Here is a 16,763-nt window from a genome sequence, read left to right as displayed (position 1 = left end):
GGGCCGCGCCCCCCGGCGGGCGCGGCCCCGGGGGGGGCCCCCCGCGCCCCCGGGAGGCGCCCCCCGCCTGGAGCCCCCCGGGGCGGGGCGGGTCAGGCGGCGGTGGCCTGGTCCACGTCCAGGACCAGCAGCAGCCGGCCGTCGAGCTTGTGCGCCCCGAGGATCAGCGGGCGCAGCGCGGCGTCCAGCGTCTCCGGCGGCGCCTCGAACGTCTCCGGGCCGACCTCCATGACGTCGCCGATCTCGTCGACGAGCAGGCTGACGGGCTCGCCCGCCACCTGCACGACGACCATCATCGGCTCGGCGTCCTCGCCCAGCGGCGCGAGCCCCAGGCGCGGGCGCAGGTCGACCGTGAGGACGACCTGGCCGCGGAGGTTCACCAGGCCGGCGACCCCGGGCGGCGCGAGCGGCACGCGGGTGCGGACGTGCGAGCGCAGCGCCTCCTGCACCCGGGTGACGTCGACCCCGTACAGGCTGCCCGCGAGGTTGAACGTGACGTACTGGCTCATCGCGTGGCTCCCACCAGCTCGGACCCGCCGACCTGCGTCGGGAGGTCGTCGTACGTGGAGCGGTGCTCGGGCCGCTCGTCGTAGAACGCCGCGTCGGCGGCGAGGATCGCGCGGCGCACGTCCAGCAGCTCGGTGACCTTCTCCCCCAGCACCGTGGAGCCGACCAGGCCGGCGTCCTCGATGTCGGAGTGCCGGGCCGAGTCGTCGTCGACGATGTCGACGATCTCCCGGACCACCAGGCCGACGCTGCGGCCGGCGCGGCTGTAGACCACGAGCAGCAGCTCGGAGGCGTCCTCGGACCCGTAGGCGCCGAGGATCCGGTCGAGCCGGGCCAGCGGGAGGATCGTCCCGCGGTACTGGACGACCTCGCGGCCACCCACGTACTCGACCTGCTCGGCCTGCACGTGCTCCAGGCGGGCGACCGACGCGAGCGGCATGGCGACCTGACGGCCGCCGCCGATCCCGACGACCAGCACCTGCTGGACCTCGTGCGTCTCCCCCGACCCGGCGTTCGCGTGGGCGTTCCGGGCGGCGACGTCGAGCTCGCCGGCCAGGGCGCGGCGGGCGATCGCCTGCACGTCCAGGATCAGCGCGACGTGACCGTCGCCCAGCACCGTGGCACCGGCGTACGCGCCGATCGCCTTGAGGCGGGCGGACAGCGGCTTGACCACGATCTCCTCGGTGTTCAGGACGCGGTCCACCAGCAGGCCGAAGCGCTGCTGGTCGGACTGCACGACCGCGATCACCGCGTTGACCGGGCGCTCCGCCGGCACCTCGAGCACCGAGGACAGCGACACCAGCGGCAGCAGCTCGCCGCGCAGGCGGTACACCGGGGCCTCGTGGATGTGCTCGATGCCGGACTCCGAGCGCTGCGAGTCGAGCGCGACCAGCTCCAGCAGGTTCACCTGCGGGATGGCGTACAGGTCGCCCGCGGACTCCACCGTGAGCGCGGGCATGATGGCCAGCGTCAGCGGGATCCGCAGGCGCCACGTGGTCCCGCGGCCGACGACCGAGTCGACCTCGACGGCGCCGCCGATCGACTCGATCTTGGTGCGCACGACGTCCATCCCGACGCCGCGGCCGGACACGTTCGTCACGGCCTCCGCGGTGGAGAACCCCGGCAGGAACAGCAGCTGCAGCAGGTCCGCCTGGCCCATCGACGCGACCTGGTCGACCGTGCGCAGGCCCTTCTGGACCGCCTTCGCGCCGATCTTCTCCGGGTCGATGCCCCGGCCGTCGTCGGCGACCTCGACCACGACCTGGCCGCTGGCGTGGTACGCCCGCAGCGCCAGGACGCCCTTCGGGGACTTGCCCGTGGCGACGCGGTCCTCGGCCGACTCGATGCCGTGGTCGACCGCGTTGCGCACCAGGTGCGTCAGCGGGTCCTTCACGGCCTCGAGCAGGCTGCGGTCGAGCTCGGTGTCACCACCGGAGAGCTCCAGCGTCACCTCGCGGTGGCACGCGGCCGCGACGTCGCGCACCATGCGCGGCATCTTGGACCACAGGTGCTCGATGGGCTGCATGCGGGTCTTCATGACCCCCTCCTGCAGCTCACCGGCGATGAGGTTCAGGCGCTGCGCGGAGCGGGCGAGGTCGACGTCCTCGGTGCCGCCGGCGAGCCGGCTGATCTGGTTGCGGGCCAGCACGAGCTCGCCGACCTGGCGCATGAGCGCGTCGAGCAGCTCCACGTCCACGCGGATCGACGCGTCGGCGGCGGTCCGCAGGGAGCCGATCTCGTCGGGCGACGGGGCGGCGGCGGGCGCGGCGGCGGGCGCGGCCGCGGGTGCCGGCGTGGCGGCGGCTGCGGCGGGTGCGGCGGGTGCCGGCTCGCCGATGGCACGCACGGGCGCGGCCGGCTCCGGGGCGCGGGGCGTCGGGACGTCCGCCACGGGGGCGGCCTCCGCGACCGGTGCGACGGCCTCGGCCGGCGCGGGCACCTCGGCGGGCGCGGGGGCCTCGGCGGGTGCGGGGGCCTGGGCCGCCGGCTCCTGCGCCGGGGTCGCCGAGGGGTCGACCGCCTGGATCGCCTCGATCGCGGCGATCACCGCGTCGATCTCCACACCGCCCTCGCTGCCGTCGGCCTCGATGGCCCGCAGGATGTCGCGCACCGTGTCGACCAGCCGGAGCAGCACGTCGGTGGTCGCGTGGTCCATGGACCTGCGCCCGTCCCGCAGCTCGACCAGCAGGTTCTCACCCGCGTGCGCGACCCGCTCCAGGCGGCCGAACGCGAGGAACCCGCTGGTCCCCTTGATCGTGTGGATCGTCCGGAACACGCTCGCGATCAGCGAGCGCGATCCTGGTTCGCTCTCCAGGGCCACCAGGTCCTGGTCGAGCTGGTCGAGGTTCTCATGGCTCTCGACCAGGAACTCGCGGACGATCTCGTCCATGTCCTCCACTGCTGCCTCCTACGTAGGCCCCGTCTGAGGTGAGGATCGGCGGGATCCGCCCCTGCGTGAGGACTTTCGCCCGGCCCCGCGGCGGCGGAGCGGGTGAACGACGCACGCCCCACCCGGCCGGGTGGGGCGTGGAGGACGAGCGGGCGTCGAGCGGAGGACGTGCGGGGCGGCCGGCGGGCGCCTCAGCCGCGCGTCGGGGGTGCCGGCGGTCCGGGCTCGCCGGGGGTCGCGGGCGGCGCGTCGTCGTCGGCCGCGGGAGCCAGCAGCCCGCGCAGGGACTCGACCGCGTCGTCGCCCGCGTCGGTGGCGGCGACGTTGGCCGCGGTCACGGCCTCCAGGACCTCCGCGCGGTGCACGGAGACGGACCGCGGGGCGTCGATGCCGAGGCGGACGCCGTCGCTGCGCACCTCGATCACGGTCACGACGATGTCGTCCCCGATCACGAGGCGCTCCCCGACCCGCCTGCTCAGCACCAGCATGGCGCCGACCCTACCTTCCGCGGCCGGGAGGACGGGATCCGACACCTCCGCGCGCCGCGCCCGCACTCCCCCGGTGACGCGCCGGAACCCCGCCGCGGGACCGGGGTCAGCCCCAGACGGTGCCCTCGGGGAGGTGCTCGCCCAGGGCCGCGGCCCAGGCCACGCGGGACGCGGGCACGCCGTCGATCCACGCGACCGGGACCCCGAGGCCGAGGACCGTGCCGGGCTCGCTGGTCTCGAACAGGCCGCCGACCGCCAGGGCGTCCAGCGGGCGGCGCGCGCCGACGGTGGCGATCCACCGGGTGCAGTCGCGGGACTTGCTGCGCGCGTCGACGACGCCCCACGCCTGGTCGGGGGTCAGCGCGGCCAGCAGCTCCGCGGCGGCCTCCTCGCGGGCCCGCCCCGGCCGGACGCCGAGCGCGACGACGGTCACGCCGTCCCCGCCGGCCAGGTTCGCCCGCCACCGCTCCGCGGCCACGGGGCTGGTCAGCCGGTGACCGGGGGCCGCGCCCGCCTCCGCGTCGCCGGCGTGCACGAGCGCGCCGGTGCCGGCACGCAGCGCCAGCAGGTCCGCGACCCGGGCAGCGTCCTCCGGCGGGCCGGCGACGACGAGCACGGTCCCGGGGTCGCGCGGCAGCGGCGGGGCGGCCGGCACGGCGGCCAGCAGCCGGGACAGCTCCACCGGGCCGTCGCCGCACGCGGCGAGCAGCGCGTCCGGGACGCCCAGGTCCGCGAGCGCCGCACGGGGCACGCCGGCGCGAACCGCTCGGCGGCGGGGGCCGGCGCGGGCGCCGGGACGACGGGAGGCACGATCGGCTCGAACGTCCGCTCCGTGGTGACGACGGGGCGGGTCGCCGCCGGTGCGGGCGGCGGGACCTCGATCTGGTGGTCCGGCGCGACGGTGCCCGTCATCGCGCGCATCTGCTCGAGCACGGACGCGAAGGACTCCTCCCCCGTCGACACGCGCGGCGGCGCGTCCGGGAGCCCCGCGGCGGAACCCGACGGCGCGAGCACGTCGAACCCGGGCAGCGACCCGTCGGGCGCGGCGTCCTGGGCGTCGGCGGCGGCGAGCAGCGCGTCGATCCCCCCGGCGACCCCGGCACCCCCGGCGCCCCCGCCGACCGGCACGACGCCGATCCCGCGGCGGCGCAGCAGCGACTGGGCGGGGGCGGCGGGCGTGTCGGGCACGTCGATGGTCAGCTCGTAGCGCTCGCGGGCGAAGAACCCGGCGAGCCCGCCGGTGCGGACCCGCTCGGCGCGCACGATCCGCGCGGTGGGCCCGAACTCGGCGCGGACGTGCACCATGAGCTCGGCGAGGTCCGCGCCCTCAAGCAGCAATCGCGTGGGCACCGCTCACCACCCCGACGGTCTCGATGCGGACGCCGCCGCCGGTGACCTCGGCGTAGGACAGGACGGGCAGGCGCTCGAGCGCCAGGATGACGACCTTGCGCAGCGCGGGACGCAGCGCCGGGGCGCAGACCAGCACGACGGACCGGCCGGTCGCCTCGGCGTCGGCCACCGCGACGCGCAGCCGCTCCAGCATGGCCTCGAGCCGGGTGGGGTCGGTGACGATCTGCGTGCCGGAGTCCGACGGGCGCAGGGCCTCGACCAGCTGCTGCTCGAACACCGGGTCCAGCGTGAGCACCCGGAGCACGCCGTCCTGCACGTACTGGGCGGACAGCGCCGGCCCGAGCGCGCCACGGGCGGCCTCGACCAGGCCCTCGGGGTCCGTGGCGACCTTCGCCCGCAGGGTGAGCGCCTCGTAGATGCGGCCGAGGTCGCGGATCGGGACCTCCTCCGCGAGCAGGCCCTGCAGGACGCGCTGCACCTCGCCGAGCGACAGCAGCCCGGGCACGAGCTCCTCGACCACGGACGGGTTGACCTGCTTGACGCCCTCGGTGAGCACCCGGACGTCCTCGCGGCCGAGCAGGCGCGGCGCGTTCCTGGTGATGATCGAGCCGAGGTGCGTGATGAGCACCGACACCCGGTCGACGACGGTCGCGCCGGCCATCTCCGCGGCGTGCCGGAGCTCGGCGGCGACCCACTTGCCCGGCAGGCCGAACACCGGCTCCACCACGGACTGCCCGGGCAGCGCGCCCAGGTCCTCGCCCAGCGCGAGCACGCGCCCGGACGGCACCTCGCCGCGGCCGACCTCGACGCCCGCGATCCGCACCACGTAGGTGGACCGGGGCAGGTCGACGGAGTCGCGGGTGCGCACGGGCGGCACGACGATGCCGAGCTCCATGGCGATCTTGCGGCGCAGGCCGCGGACGCGGTGCAGCAGGTCCTGCTCGGGGCCGTTGCCGACCATGTCGACCAGGTCGGGGGCGAGCAGGATCTCCAGGGTGTGCACCCGCATCTGCTCGATGAGGGCCTCGGGGGTGTCGTTGGAGGTGGGCGCGGTCGTGGCGGTCGACGCGGCGGAGGCCTGCGCGTCGGCGGCGGCCTTGGCCTCCGTGGCCTTGATGCGCTGGGCGGCGATGATCAGGGCCGCGCCGACGAGCACGAACGGCAGCTTCGGCATCCCGGGCAGCAGCGCGAGCGCGAGGGCGCCGCAGCCGGCGATCAGCAGCGCGGTGCGGGACTGCATGAGCTGCTTGGACGCGACCGAGCCCATGTCGCCCGAGGCGCTGGCGCGGGTCACGACGATGCCGGTGGACACCGAGAGCAGCAGGGCCGGGATCTGCGTGACGAGGCCGTCGCCGATGGTCAGGAGGCTGAACCGCTCGAGCGACTCGCCGACCGACAGCCCCATCTGCATCATGCCGATGACGAAGCCACCGATCAGGTTGATCAGCGTGATGATGATGCCCGCGATGGCGTCGCCCTTGACGAACTTCGAGCCACCGTCCATCGCACCGTAGAAGTCGGCCTCCGCGGCGACGTCCGCGCGGCGCTGCCGGGCGGTGTCCTCGTCGATGAGCCCCGAGTTCAGGTCGGCGTCGATCGCCATCTGCTTGCCGGGCATCGCGTCGAGGGTGAACCGGGCGCCGACCTCGGCCACGCGCCCCGCACCGTTGGTGATGACCACGAACTGGATGACGACCAGGATCAGGAAGATCACCAGGCCGATGACCAGCGAGCCGCCGACCACGAAGTGCCCGAACGCGTCGATGACCGCACCGGCGTAGCCGTCCCGCAGCACCAGGCGGGTCGAGGCCACGTTCAGGCCGAGCCGGAACAGCGTGAACACCAGGATCAGCGACGGGAAGACGCTGAAGTCCAGCGGCCGCTTCACGTACATGCTGGTGAGCAGGATGACCAGGGACGCCGTGATGTTGACGGCGATCAGGATGTCCAGGAGCGCCGCGGGCAGCGGCACGACCAGCAGGAGCACGATGCCCACGACGCCGACCGGGACGGCGAACTGGGAGATGTTCCGGTTCTTCATCGGAGGTCCTCTCGGGTGGTGCAGGTCGGGGGGGCGTGGTGCGCGCGGGCGGGCGCTGCGGGGGCGGGCCTCATGCGGCCCTGTCCTCGCGCGCCCGGCGCCTGGCGGCGGCCACGGTGGTCGGGACGTCGTCGGGGGCGACGGAGCCGCCCGGCATGGAGTGCTTGCCCAGGGCCGCACCGCGGCGCTTGAGCTGCATGACGAAGGCCAGCACCCGGGCGACGGCGGTGAACAGGTAGGCGGGGATCTCCTGGTCGATCGCGCAGGCGGCGTGCAGGGCGCGGGCCAGCGGGATGTCCTCGACCATCGGGACCCGCTTCGCCACCGCCTGCTCGCGGATCTTCGCGGCGACCGCGCCGGCGCCCTTGGCGACCAGGCGGGGTGCGCCGGTGCCGGGCACGTAGCGGATGGCGACGGCGACGTGGGTCGGGTTGACGACCACCACGTCGGCGTCGGCGACCGCGGCCATCATCCGGTTCCGGCTCATCGCCATCTGGCGGGAGCGGATCTGGCCCTTGACCTGCGGGTCGCCCTCGGAGCGCTTGTGCTCCTCCTTGATCTCCTGGCGCGACATGCGGGTCTGCTTGCGGTTCCGCTTCATCACGACCATGACGTCGATCGCCGCGAGCAGGATGCCCGCCGCGATGCCCCAGACCAGCAGCTGCTGCACGCCGGAGCCCGCGACGCCGAGCATGTGCGCGAGCGGCACCCGCCCCGTGCCCATGAGCTGCGGGACGAGGGCCTGGACGGCGACGTAGAGCACGGCGCCGACCACGGCGGTCTTGAGCAGCGTCTTGGCGGCCTCCCACCAGGCGTGCGCGCCGAACATCCGCTTCAGCCCGGAGACCGGGTTGAACTGCTGCGTCTGCGGCTTGAGCTTCTTCACGTGCACGCCGCCCTGGGCCACGGCCACCGCGATGATCACGAACGCGACGACGGCCATCATCGGGCCGAGCGTGCCGACCACGGACCAGAGCCCGTCGCCGAGCAGCTCGGTCACGGTGCCGGCGTCCGGCGCGGCGATCGCCTGCCGCACGGCGGCGATCTGCTGGTGCGCGGCGTCCGAGCCGCGGCTCAGGGTGCCCGGCACCATCACGGCCGCGGCGGCCAGGCCGACCCACGCGGACAGGTCCTGGGAGCGGGAGAGCTTCCCGTCCCGGTGGACCTCCTTCATCCGCTGGGATGTGGCCTTCTCGGACTTCTCGCCGCCGTCCCCGCCGCCGCTCACGACGCGACCCCGAGGACGGCGTCGACCGCGCGCTCGGCGAGGTCGTCCACGACGCCGGGCAGGGCGAGGAACGCGAAGCCGGCGAACGTCAGGGTCATCAAGATCTTCAGCGGGAAGCCCATCGCGAACGCGTTCAGCGCGGGCGACACCCGGGTCAGCAGGCCGAGGCCCACGTCGGTGAGGAACAGCACGACCAGCAGCGGGCCGCCGATCTGCAGCGCGGCGACGAACATGTCCGTGAGGCCGGTCGTCGCCGCGGAGGCCATCTTCGCCAGGTCGAGCCCCGCGCCCACGGGCACGGCGTCGAAGGACCGCGCGAGGCCGCCGATCAGCACCTGGTAGGCGCCGGAGACGAACAGCAGCACCAGGCAGGTCATGTTGTAGAGCTTCGAGAACTGCGCGCCCGCGGTCATGTTCTGCGGGTCGAACGCCTGCGCCAGCTGGAAGCCGCCGAACAGGTCGATGAGGTTGCCTGCCGCCTGGACCGCCGAGAACACCAGCGACACCAGGAACCCGAGCGCCGCGCCCACGACCGCCTCGAGCACCAGGGCGCCGACGAACGCGCCGGTGGACTCCGTGACCGCGGCGTCGAGCCGCGGCAGGACGGCCAGGGCCAGCCCGACGGAGAGCATCGCCTTGACGGCGCCGGGGATGCCGCGGTGCGCGAACGGCGGGGCGATCATGAAGAACGCCGCGAACCGCACGCCCGCGAGCATCGCGGTCTGCACGTCGGCCAGGGGCAGGGTCACGTCCATCGCGCGTCAGCCCCCCAGGAGGGCGGGGATGCGGTCGAACAGGGCCTGCGTGAAGGACACGAGCTCGGCGATCATCCAGTGCCCGCAGACCAGCAGGGCCACGGCGGTGGCGATGGCCTTCGGCACGAAGGACAGCGTCACCTCCTGGATCTGCGTGACCGACTGCACCAGGGAGACGGCGAACCCGACGACCAGCGCGGTGATGAGCACCGGGGCGGAGAGCTTCGCGGCGACGATCATGGCGTCGAGCCCGATGTCGAGGACGGCAGCGGTGTCCATCAGCCACCCCCCGCCGACGCGGCGCCGATGAGGGCGGTGACGATGAGGCCCCACCCGTCGACCAGCACGAACAGCAGCAGCTTGAACGGCAGCGACACCATGACGGGCGGCAGCATCATCATGCCCATGCTCATCAGGACCGAGGACACGACCAGGTCGATGACGAGGAACGGGATGAAGATGACGAACCCGATGATGAACGCCGACCGCAGCTCGGAGAGCATGAACGCGGGGATCAGCGTGAGCATCGGGACGGACGCGGCGTCCTGCGGGTTCGGCTGGTCGGCCGCCCGGGTCACGAGAGCGAGGTCCTGCTCGCGGGTGTGGCCGAGCATGTACTCGCGCATCGGGGCGGAGCCGGCGTCGAGGGCCGTCTGGAAGTCCATCGAGCCGTCGAGGTAGGGCTGCACGGCCTGGGTGTTGACGTCGGACAGCACCGGCGCCATGACGAACAGGCTGAGGAACAGCGCGAGGCCGGCGATCACCTGGTTGGGCGGCACGGTCGTGAGGCCGAGCGCGTTCCGGGTGAGGGACAGCACCACGAAGATCTTGGTGAAGCCGGTCATCATCAGCAGCAGCGACGGGGCGACCGACAGCAGCGTGATGCCGATCAGCACGACGATCGAGCTGCTGGGCGTGCCGTTCACGCCGTTGATCGAGACCGAGACCTCGCCGGTGCCGGGCTCCACGGGGGCGACGGGCGCGACGGGGTCGGTCGGCGGGACCGGCGCGGCGTGCGCGGCGCCCGACCCGAGCACCACGAGGGCGACGGCGAGGGCCAGCACGGCGAGCAGGACGAGCGGCCACGTGCGGCGCGGCGCGGCGGCGGCCGAGGGGCGCGCGGCGGCGCGGGCGTCGGCGGTCACCGGCGCACCGTCCGCTCGCGCAGCGCCGCGACGGCCTGCTTCCAGGTGGACGGCGCGAGCACGGAGCCGTGCAGGGCGCCGCGGGCGTCGGCCGCGGCCGGCTCGGCGGCGGTGCGCTCGAGGGTCTCGATGCGGGCGTCGTCGACCTCGGCGACCGCCAGGCCCGCGAGGCCCGCGTCGTCCACGTCGTCCTGGGCCGACGCGAGCACGGCCTCGAACGACGGGGTCGCGGCGGCGGCCGGGGTCGCCTCGGCGCGGACGGTCTTCGGGGTCCGCGGCCCGCGCGGGGTCGGCAGGACGGCCGCCGCGAGCGCGCCGAGGGTCGTCGGCGTGCCGGCGGTCCCCGCGTCGTGGGCGGTGAGGGGTGCGACCTCGGCCGGCGCGGGCGCCAGCTCGGTCAGCATGGTGACGTTCTGCTCGCCGTAGCCGAGCAGCAGGCGGCGGTTGCCGACCGCGACCACGGCGACACCGGCGTGGCGGCCGAGCGCCTGGCGCCCGACGACCTCGACGGCCGGGCCGGCGGGACGACGGCGCCCCTTGCCCCACCCGGCGCGGCGTGCGAGGACCCAGATCAGGCCGATCACGCACGCCAGCGCCAGGAGGACGCGCAGGCCCAGGACGAGGGAGTCCATCAGAGGGCGCCGTCCTCGCCGCGCGCGATCTCCGTGATGCGGATGCCGAACTCCTCGTCGATGACGACGACCTCGCCGCGGGCGATGAGGCGGCCGTTGACCATGACGTCGGCGGGGCTGCCCGCGGCGCGGTCGAGCTCCAGCACGGCGCCCGGGGTCAGCTCGAGGACCTGGCGGACCGGCAGCTTGGTGCGGCCGAGCTCGGCGGTCAGCGTCATCTCCACGTCGTAGAGCACGTTCAGGCTGGCGCGCTGCGTCGGGACGCCCGCGGCCTTCGGGGTCGGCTCGCTGCGCAGGCGCAGGCCGAACCAGGCCTGGACGCCCTCGTCGGTGGCCAGCGCGACCAGCTGGGCGTCGTCCGGCAGCGCGGTGGCGACCGGCTCGGTGCGGGCGGCCTCGAGGACGCCCGCGCCGAGCTCGGCGACCGCGGCCTCCAGCGCGGGGCGCAGCGCCGCGGCCAGGTCCAGCGGGATGCCGTCGGGCGCGCCGGCGGCGAGGGCCTCGCGCACGGCGACGTCGGCGACCAGGACCACGTCGGCGCTGTTCGGGCCGACGAACGAGGCGACGACGGCGAGCGCGTCGGCGTCCGGGCGCTGGCCGGCCGGGGCCGGGCGGGGACCAGGGGGGCGACGGCCGGCAGCAGGCGGGCGGCGGCGGTGGCCGCGGCCAGGGCGACGGCGGCGTCCGTGGTGGCGGTGGTGGCGTTCATCAGTGCTTCTCCTCGACGGTGACGACCATGCAGGCGAGGCGGGAACCGTTGTTCCCCGCAGCGGCTCGCGCGAGCACGACGCCGTCCACCACCACGTCGAGCGGCTGGGACGACGGGTGGGACAGGGGGACGACGTCGCCGACGGCGAGGCCGACGACGTCACGGGGGCGGACGACCACCGGCGCGAACCGGACGGCGACCTCGACGGGGACCTCCTCGACGGCGGCCTCCAGGTCGAGGACGGCGAGCTCGTGGGCCCGCTGGTCCTCGCCGGACCGGCCGCTCGCGCCGTCGGCCTGGCGGACGGCGGACAGCAGGAGCTCCGCGGGGAACATGACGGTCGCGAGGTCCTCGCGCTCGCCGACCCGCATCACGAAGGTCGCGACCAGCACCGAGTCGGAGGCAGGGACCGCCTGCACGAACTGCGGGTTGTACTGGACGGCGCGCAGCGTCACGTCGAGCGGGGTCAGCGCGGAGAACGCGTAGCCCAGGTCGCCGAGCGCGGCCTGCATCACGCCTCGCAGCAGGGTGATCTCGATCTCGGTGAGCTCACGGTCCTCGCGGGCGTCGCCGGTGCCGGGGCCGCCGAGCAGGTAGTCGATCCACACCATGGTGGTGCTGACCGGGACCTGCACCACGGCGGTCTGCCGGGTCTGCTCGATCGTGCAGAGCATCATCGCGGTGGTGCCCGGCAGGCTGCGCACGTACTCGTCGTACGACGTCAGCGTCAGCCCGTCGAGGGTGACCTGCGCCATCGCACGGAGCCGCGCGGTGAGCTGGTTGCCCCACTGGCGCGAGAAGGTCTCGAACGCCATCTCGAGGACGCGGGCGTGCTCACGCGCCATCGTCATGGGGCGTCGGAAGTCGTAGGGCTCCGGCACGTGCGTGCGCCGGCGGGAGCGCGCAGGGGCCTGACCCGTGGTGTGGACCGTCACGCCCACCCACATCGGCGCGCGAACGGGTGATGTGAGGGGTCTGCGCCGTCACTCTGCCGGCGACTTCTCCGCCCTCGGCCCGTCGTGGGCCGGCGTGCTGCGGAGCGATGTGGCGCCCTCCGTGGCGCCCTGGTTCACCTGCCCCCGACCCGCACGGTGACGTGCCTGGTCAGGGGCGGTGGGAGGGGTCGCGCGTCGCCGCGCGAGCCCTCACTGGGTGACGTAGTTCGTGAAGTAGACGTCCATCACCGCCCCGTGGTACAGCTCCTCGAGCGTGTGCAGGAACTCCGCCTTGAGCGTCTCCCGCGTCGCGGGGTCGCTCACCTCGGCCATCGTCCGGCCGGAGAACAGCGTGATCGCGGCGTCGACGGCCTTGCCCGGCTCGGGGGCGTGCTCGCCGACGTCGGTGGTCAGCTGCAGCTCGAAGCCCAGGCGCAGGTAGTGGCCCTGCGCCAGGTTCATGCTGATGGGCTCGACCGCCAGGACCTCGCCGGGCACCGGCTCGGGCTCGACCGCCTCGGCCTCGCCCCCGGACTTCCCCAGGAGGAAGTACGCCGCCGCTCCGCCCAGCACCAGCACCACGGCGCCGATGACGAGGAACAGCTTCTTCTTCTTGCCCTTGGTCGGGGCCGGCTCCGGCTCGGGCGCCGGGGCCTCCTTGGCGCCGCCGATCTTGGCTCCGCCGCCGATCTTCTGGCTCTGGCCGCCGATCACCCGCTGCTCGATGGGCATGTCCCCTACCTCCCGTCCTCTCAGCTCCCGCCCGCGACCGCGGGCAGCAGGGCGCGCACCGCTTCGGGTGCCGCGCTCAGAATCACCATGTCGACCCGCCGGTTGGCGGTCATCGCGTCCTCGCCCGTCCCCTGCACGAGGGGGCGGGTGTCGCCGTAGCCCACCGCCTGGATGCGGGTGCCCGGCATGCCGTCGAACTCCACCATGTGCCGCAGCACCTGGGTGGCCCGGTCGGACGACAGCTCCCAGTTGGTCGCGTACCGCCCGGAGATCGGGATCGTGTTCGCGTGCCCCTCGACGGAGATCTGCTCCTGGAGGCCCACGAGCGTGGGCGCCGCCAGGTCCAGGACCTGCATCGCGGTCGGGGTCAGCTGCGCCGACCCCTGCGAGAAGAACACGTCGTCGGCGACCAGCCCCAGCACGAGGCCGCGCTCGTCGATGCGGAACCGCACCTGGTCCTGCAGCCCCTGGCTGGTCAGCGCGGACAGCACCGCCTGCTTCACCTGCTCCAGGTGCGCGGCCTCCGCCTGCGCGGCCGCCAGCGTCGCCGCGTCGACCGCCGAGGGGTTCTCCTCCACGGTCGGCGACGGGTTCGACGCCTGCAGCCCGAGGCCCTGGTCGGCGTCCACCATGCCGGCGGTGCCGGTGTCGGGGGCGTCCGCGGCGGCGCTCGTGCCGTCCAGCGTGCCGTCCGTCCCGTCCAGCACCGAGCTGTTGATCGCCCCGTCGCCGAACCCCGCGGCCAGGGAGGCCCGCAGCGCGACGTACTTCTCCTGGTCCACCTGGCTGATCGCGAAGAGCACGATGAACAGCGCCATGAGGACCGTGATCATGTCGGAGTAGGACACCAGCCACCGCTCGTGGTTGACGTGCTCCTCCTCGTGCGCCCCGCCCCGGCGGCCGCGCCCGTGGCCGCCGGTGCTCACGCGGCCGCTTCCTTGTCGGCGGGGGTCTCCGGCAGCAGGCTGCGCAGGCGCTCGCCGACCAGGCGCGGGTTGGCGCCGGCCTGCACGGCCAGGAGGCCCTCGAGGGTGACCTCCATCTGCGCGCACTCCAGGTCGGAGAACCGCTTGATGCGGGCGCCCAGCGGCAGCCACACCACGTTCGCGGACAGGATGCCCCACAGCGTCGCGACGAACGCGGCGGCGATGGAGTGGCCCAGCGACGCCGGGTCGGACAGGTTCTCGAGCACGTGCACCAGCGAGATGACCGTGCCGATGATGCCGATGGTCGGCGCGTAGCCGCCCATGTCGGCGAAGTACTTGGACCAGACCTTCTCGCGGCTGCGCTTGGTCGCGATCTTGTCCTCCAGGATCATCCGGAGGTCGTCGGGGTCCGTGCCGTCGATCGCGGCCTGCAGACCCCCGCGCAGGAACGGGTCGTCGATGTCGCGGGCGGCGTCCTCGAGGGCCAGCAGGCCCTCGCGGCGGGCGCGGTCGGCCAGGTCGACCAGGGTGTCCACCGTGGTGGTGGGGTCCGGGACCTTGCTCATCAGCGCGCGCGGCACGGCCTTGAAGGACTGCATCACGTCCTTGACCGTGTGGCCGGCGATGCCGACGCCGATCGTGCCGACCCACACCAGCAGCAGCGGTGCGGGCAGGAAGATGGACATCGGGTCGGCGCCCTCCATGAGGAGGGCCCCGAAGATCGCGCCGAAGGCGACGACCAGCCCGATGAAGCCGGCGGGATCCATCAGCGGCTCCTCGGTCGCAGGGGAACAGGGTCGGCGAGCGGCTCGTCGCGGTCGTCCTCGCCGGAGCCGTCGGACGCCGGTGCGGCGTCACGGACGAGCTCGACGGTGGGGACCGGCGTGGCCTGGATCTCCTGGGCTCGGGCCAGGAGGTGGGCGCGGTGCTCGTTCACCCGCGCGATGACCTCGGCCATCGACTCGCGGACGATGTACTTCGTCCCGTCGATGAGGGTCAGGATGGTGTCGGGCGCGCTGTCGACGCGCTGGAGCAGGTCGGGGTTCACCCCGAACTGGGCCCCGTTGAGGCGCGTCACGATGATCACGAGCGTTGTCCCGTCCCTGGTCGTACATGTGCGGCGGTGTCCGCCGCGGCGGCCCTTCCGTGGGCCGCTCACCCTTTCCCATCGGCCGCCGGGACCCTCGGCTGAGGGTTCCCGGCGGCTCTCGGGGCTGCGGCGCGGGTGATCAGCGCTTCAGGTTCACGAGCTCCTGCAGCACCTCGTCGGAGGTGGTGATGACGCGGGAGTTCGCCTGGAAACCGCGCTGGGCGATGATCAGCTGCGTGAACTCCGTGGACAGGTCCACGTTGCTCATCTCCAGGGAACCGGCGGACAGCGTGCCGCGGCCGCCGGTGCCGGCGGCGCCGACCTGCGGGTCGCCGGAGTTCACCGAGGTGGTGAACAGCGAGCCGCCGGCCTTGGCCAGGCCCGACGGGTTGGTGAAGGACGCCATGGCGATGCGGCCGAGCGTCTGCTTCAGGCCGTTGCTGAACGAGCCGGTGATCGTGCCGTCGGAGCCGAGCGCGAAGGACTCGAGGATGCCGGAGGCGTAGCCGTCCTGCTTGCCCGCCGCGACCGTGTCGACGCCCGCCATGCCGGTGACGCCGGACAGGTCGACCGAGACGCCGCCGAGCATGAACGACGCGTCGCCGGTGGTCCCGTCGGTCCAGGTGAGCGCGCCCGTGGCGTCGAACGTCAGCGGGGTGGCCGCGTACGTCGAGGTGCCGTCCGTGGCGGACATCGTCCAGCCCGTGGCGCCCTTGGTCAGGGTCAGCGCGATCTCCCGCGCCGTGCCGATCGCGTCGAACGCCTTGACCGTCACGGTCTTGACCGTGCCGTCCTTCGCGTCCGCCTGCAGGTTGCCGGCGAACGGCGCGTTCACGGTGGCCTTGGCCGGCATGACCGTGCCGACGCCCACGCGGATGTCGCCGACGGGACGGCTCGTGTCGATGGCGCCGTTCTCCGCCGCCCAGCCCTGCACGATCGCGCCGTCGCCCGGCAGGACCATCTGGCCGGTCGAGTCGAAGTCGAACGAGCCGGCGCGCGTGTAGAACTGCTGCGTGCCCTGGCGGACGACGAAGAAGCCGTCGCCCGAGATCATCATGTCGGTGCTGCGGCCCGTGAGCTGCGCGGCGCCCTGTGTGAAGTTCGTCGTGATGCCGGCGACCTGCACACCGAGGCCGACCTGCGCCGGGTTCTGACCGCCGACGCCGTCCTGGGCGCCCGACGCCGCGTTCAGCATCTGGCTCAGGGTGTCCTGGAACTGGATCTGGGACGCCTTGAAGCCCGTGGTGTTCACGTTGGCGATGTTGTTGCCGGTCACGTCGAGCATCGTCTGGTGGCTGCGCAGACCGCTGATGCCGGAGAAGAGAGAGCGGAGCATGGTGGATCCCTTCGGGGGTTCTGGTGCAGGACCGCGGTCAGGCGGTGGTGGTGGGGGCGCCGGCGGCCGGCGCGTCGGGGGTGACGGGGCTGACGCCGGAGACGGAGTCGAGCGGGAGGTCGGTGGTCCCGACCTTCAGGATCGGCACGGAGCCGGAGTAGTCGACGGATCCGACGACACCGGTCTGGGCCTTGCCGTCGGCGTCGGTCCAGGTGACCTGCTTGCCGACGAGGTCCGCGGACGCCATGCGCATCTGCAGCGCGAACTGCTCGCGGGAGGACGTCTGGATCTCCGAGAGGGACTCCATCATCGACAGCTGCGTGGTCTGCGCCATCATCTGGCTGGTGTCCATCGGGCTGCTGGGGTCCTGGTTGGACAGCTGCGCGACGAGGAGCTGCAGGAACGTGTCCTTGTCGAGCTCCTTGCTGGGGGTGTTCGTGGGGGCGGCCGCACCGGTCTGCGAACCGATGTAGGACACGGGGACTTCCAGGGACACGGGG

General features: G+C 73.8%; 19 protein-coding genes. 1 reads left to right on the top strand and 18 read right to left on the bottom strand.

Features of this window, described 5'->3' with window-relative positions:
* Nucleotides 1-92 precede the first annotated feature (92 nt).
* The 4 genes from KJP73_RS07805 to KJP73_RS07790 all read right to left on the bottom strand — a co-directional run bounded on the left by KJP73_RS07805 (nucleotide 93) and on the right by KJP73_RS07790 (nucleotide 4,135).
* A complete protein-coding gene (locus KJP73_RS07805; RefSeq protein WP_213282229.1) occupies nucleotides 93-509 on the bottom strand; it encodes a chemotaxis protein CheW in 417 nt (138 codons plus the stop codon).
* A complete protein-coding gene (locus KJP73_RS07800; RefSeq protein WP_249669204.1) occupies nucleotides 506-2,896 on the bottom strand; it encodes a chemotaxis protein CheA in 2,391 nt (796 codons plus the stop codon). The genes KJP73_RS07805 and KJP73_RS07800 overlap by 4 nt, the downstream gene beginning before the upstream one ends.
* Before the next feature lie 191 nt (nucleotides 2,897-3,087).
* On the bottom strand, nucleotides 3,088-3,384 hold the full coding sequence (csrA, locus tag KJP73_RS07795; RefSeq protein ID WP_213282227.1) for a carbon storage regulator CsrA: 297 nt from the start codon (nucleotides 3,382-3,384) through the stop codon (nucleotides 3,088-3,090).
* Between the two features lie 106 nt (nucleotides 3,385-3,490).
* Nucleotides 3,491-4,135, bottom strand: a complete 645-nt coding sequence (locus tag KJP73_RS07790; RefSeq protein ID WP_213282226.1) for a hypothetical protein — start codon at nucleotides 4,133-4,135, stop codon at nucleotides 3,491-3,493.
* 81 nt (nucleotides 4,136-4,216) lie between these two features.
* Between KJP73_RS07790 and KJP73_RS07785 the strand changes: the two genes are divergently transcribed.
* Nucleotides 4,217-4,591, top strand: a complete 375-nt coding sequence (locus tag KJP73_RS07785; protein WP_213282225.1) for a hypothetical protein — start codon at nucleotides 4,217-4,219, stop codon at nucleotides 4,589-4,591.
* A 120-nt stretch (nucleotides 4,592-4,711) separates the two neighbouring features.
* Here the strand turns inward: KJP73_RS07785 and KJP73_RS07780 are convergent, their stop codons facing one another.
* The 14 genes from KJP73_RS07780 to KJP73_RS07715 all read right to left on the bottom strand — a co-directional run bounded on the left by KJP73_RS07780 (nucleotide 4,712) and on the right by KJP73_RS07715 (nucleotide 16,759).
* The gene (locus tag KJP73_RS07780; RefSeq protein ID WP_213282224.1) at nucleotides 4,712-6,775 is read right to left on the bottom strand and encodes a flagellar biosynthesis protein FlhA; all 2,064 of its coding nucleotides are present in this window, start codon (nucleotides 6,773-6,775) and stop codon (nucleotides 4,712-4,714) included.
* A gap of 70 nt (nucleotides 6,776-6,845) precedes the next feature.
* Entirely contained in the window at nucleotides 6,846-8,003 is a 1,158-nt protein-coding gene (locus tag KJP73_RS07775; RefSeq protein ID WP_249669203.1) for an EscU/YscU/HrcU family type III secretion system export apparatus switch protein, read from the bottom strand.
* Entirely contained in the window at nucleotides 8,000-8,758 is a 759-nt protein-coding gene (locus KJP73_RS07770) for a flagellar biosynthetic protein FliR (protein WP_213282223.1), read from the bottom strand. The genes KJP73_RS07775 and KJP73_RS07770 overlap by 4 nt, the downstream gene beginning before the upstream one ends.
* Nucleotides 8,759-8,764: 6 nt before the next feature.
* The gene (gene fliQ, locus KJP73_RS07765) at nucleotides 8,765-9,037 is read right to left on the bottom strand and encodes a flagellar biosynthesis protein FliQ (protein WP_213282222.1); all 273 of its coding nucleotides are present in this window, start codon (nucleotides 9,035-9,037) and stop codon (nucleotides 8,765-8,767) included.
* Nucleotides 9,037-9,903: a flagellar type III secretion system pore protein FliP gene (fliP, locus tag KJP73_RS07760; RefSeq protein WP_433995156.1), complete on the bottom strand. Its 867-nt coding sequence runs from the start codon at nucleotides 9,901-9,903 to the stop codon at nucleotides 9,037-9,039. Before fliP ends, fliQ begins: the two co-directional genes overlap by 1 nt.
* Nucleotides 9,900-10,535: a flagellar biosynthetic protein FliO gene (gene fliO / locus KJP73_RS07755; protein ID WP_213282221.1), complete on the bottom strand. Its 636-nt coding sequence runs from the start codon at nucleotides 10,533-10,535 to the stop codon at nucleotides 9,900-9,902. Before fliO ends, fliP begins: the two co-directional genes overlap by 4 nt.
* A complete protein-coding gene (fliN, locus tag KJP73_RS07750; protein ID WP_249669202.1) occupies nucleotides 10,535-11,068 on the bottom strand; it encodes a flagellar motor switch protein FliN in 534 nt (177 codons plus the stop codon). The genes fliO and fliN overlap by 1 nt, the downstream gene beginning before the upstream one ends.
* A 175-nt stretch (nucleotides 11,069-11,243) precedes the next feature.
* Complete coding sequence (locus tag KJP73_RS07745) at nucleotides 11,244-12,191, bottom strand: FliM/FliN family flagellar motor switch protein (protein WP_213282220.1); 948 nt, start codon at nucleotides 12,189-12,191, stop codon at nucleotides 11,244-11,246.
* 198 nt (nucleotides 12,192-12,389) lie between these two features.
* Nucleotides 12,390-12,911 carry a flagellar basal body-associated FliL family protein gene (locus KJP73_RS19505; RefSeq protein WP_213282219.1) on the bottom strand — a complete coding sequence of 174 codons (522 nt, stop codon included), beginning with the start codon at nucleotides 12,909-12,911 and terminating at the stop codon, nucleotides 12,390-12,392.
* Nucleotides 12,912-12,931: 20 nt separating this feature from the next.
* Nucleotides 12,932-13,837 (bottom strand): OmpA/MotB family protein, encoded by a 906-nt coding sequence (locus KJP73_RS07735; RefSeq protein WP_213282218.1) that lies wholly within the window; start codon nucleotides 13,835-13,837, stop codon nucleotides 12,932-12,934.
* Entirely contained in the window at nucleotides 13,834-14,604 is a 771-nt protein-coding gene (locus KJP73_RS07730) for a motility protein A (protein ID WP_213282217.1), read from the bottom strand. Before KJP73_RS07730 ends, KJP73_RS07735 begins: the two co-directional genes overlap by 4 nt.
* Nucleotides 14,604-14,924, bottom strand: coding sequence for a flagellar FlbD family protein (locus tag KJP73_RS07725; RefSeq protein WP_213282216.1), 321 nt, complete (start codon nucleotides 14,922-14,924; stop codon nucleotides 14,604-14,606). The genes KJP73_RS07730 and KJP73_RS07725 overlap by 1 nt, the downstream gene beginning before the upstream one ends.
* 142 nt (nucleotides 14,925-15,066) lie before the next feature.
* Entirely contained in the window at nucleotides 15,067-16,263 is a 1,197-nt protein-coding gene (locus KJP73_RS07720) for a flagellar hook protein FlgE (protein WP_213282215.1), read from the bottom strand.
* A 37-nt stretch (nucleotides 16,264-16,300) separates the two neighbouring features.
* A complete protein-coding gene (locus KJP73_RS07715; RefSeq protein WP_249669200.1) occupies nucleotides 16,301-16,759 on the bottom strand; it encodes a flagellar hook assembly protein FlgD in 459 nt (152 codons plus the stop codon).
* Nucleotides 16,760-16,763: the final 4 nt, after the last annotated feature.

It is taken from the genome of Cellulomonas hominis, from assembly GCF_901521055.1.
GTDB lineage: Bacteria > Actinomycetota > Actinomycetes > Actinomycetales > Cellulomonadaceae > Cellulomonas > Cellulomonas endometrii.
This window is presented reverse-complemented; position numbering and strand designations above follow the sequence as displayed.

Coding starts and splice junctions, on each gene's coding strand:
- KJP73_RS07805 (WP_213282229.1), bottom strand. CDS start 509: ATGAGCCAGTACGTCACGTTCAACCTCGCGGGCAGCCTGTACGGGGTC.
- KJP73_RS07800 (WP_249669204.1), bottom strand. CDS start 2,896: ATGGACGAGATCGTCCGCGAGTTCCTGGTCGAGAGCCATGAGAACCTC.
- csrA (WP_213282227.1), bottom strand. CDS start 3,384: ATGCTGGTGCTGAGCAGGCGGGTCGGGGAGCGCCTCGTGATCGGGGAC.
- KJP73_RS07780 (WP_213282224.1), bottom strand. CDS start 6,775: ATGAAGAACCGGAACATCTCCCAGTTCGCCGTCCCGGTCGGCGTCGTG.
- KJP73_RS07770 (WP_213282223.1), bottom strand. CDS start 8,758: ATGGACGTGACCCTGCCCCTGGCCGACGTGCAGACCGCGATGCTCGCG.
- fliQ (WP_213282222.1), bottom strand. CDS start 9,037: ATGGACACCGCTGCCGTCCTCGACATCGGGCTCGACGCCATGATCGTC.
- fliO (WP_213282221.1), bottom strand. CDS start 10,535: ATGGACTCCCTCGTCCTGGGCCTGCGCGTCCTCCTGGCGCTGGCGTGC.
- KJP73_RS07745 (WP_213282220.1), bottom strand. CDS start 12,191: ATGTGGGTGGGCGTGACGGTCCACACCACGGGTCAGGCCCCTGCGCGC.
- KJP73_RS19505 (WP_213282219.1), bottom strand. CDS start 12,911: ATGCCCATCGAGCAGCGGGTGATCGGCGGCCAGAGCCAGAAGATCGGC.
- KJP73_RS07730 (WP_213282217.1), bottom strand. CDS start 14,604: ATGGATCCCGCCGGCTTCATCGGGCTGGTCGTCGCCTTCGGCGCGATC.
- KJP73_RS07720 (WP_213282215.1), bottom strand. CDS start 16,263: ATGCTCCGCTCTCTCTTCTCCGGCATCAGCGGTCTGCGCAGCCACCAG.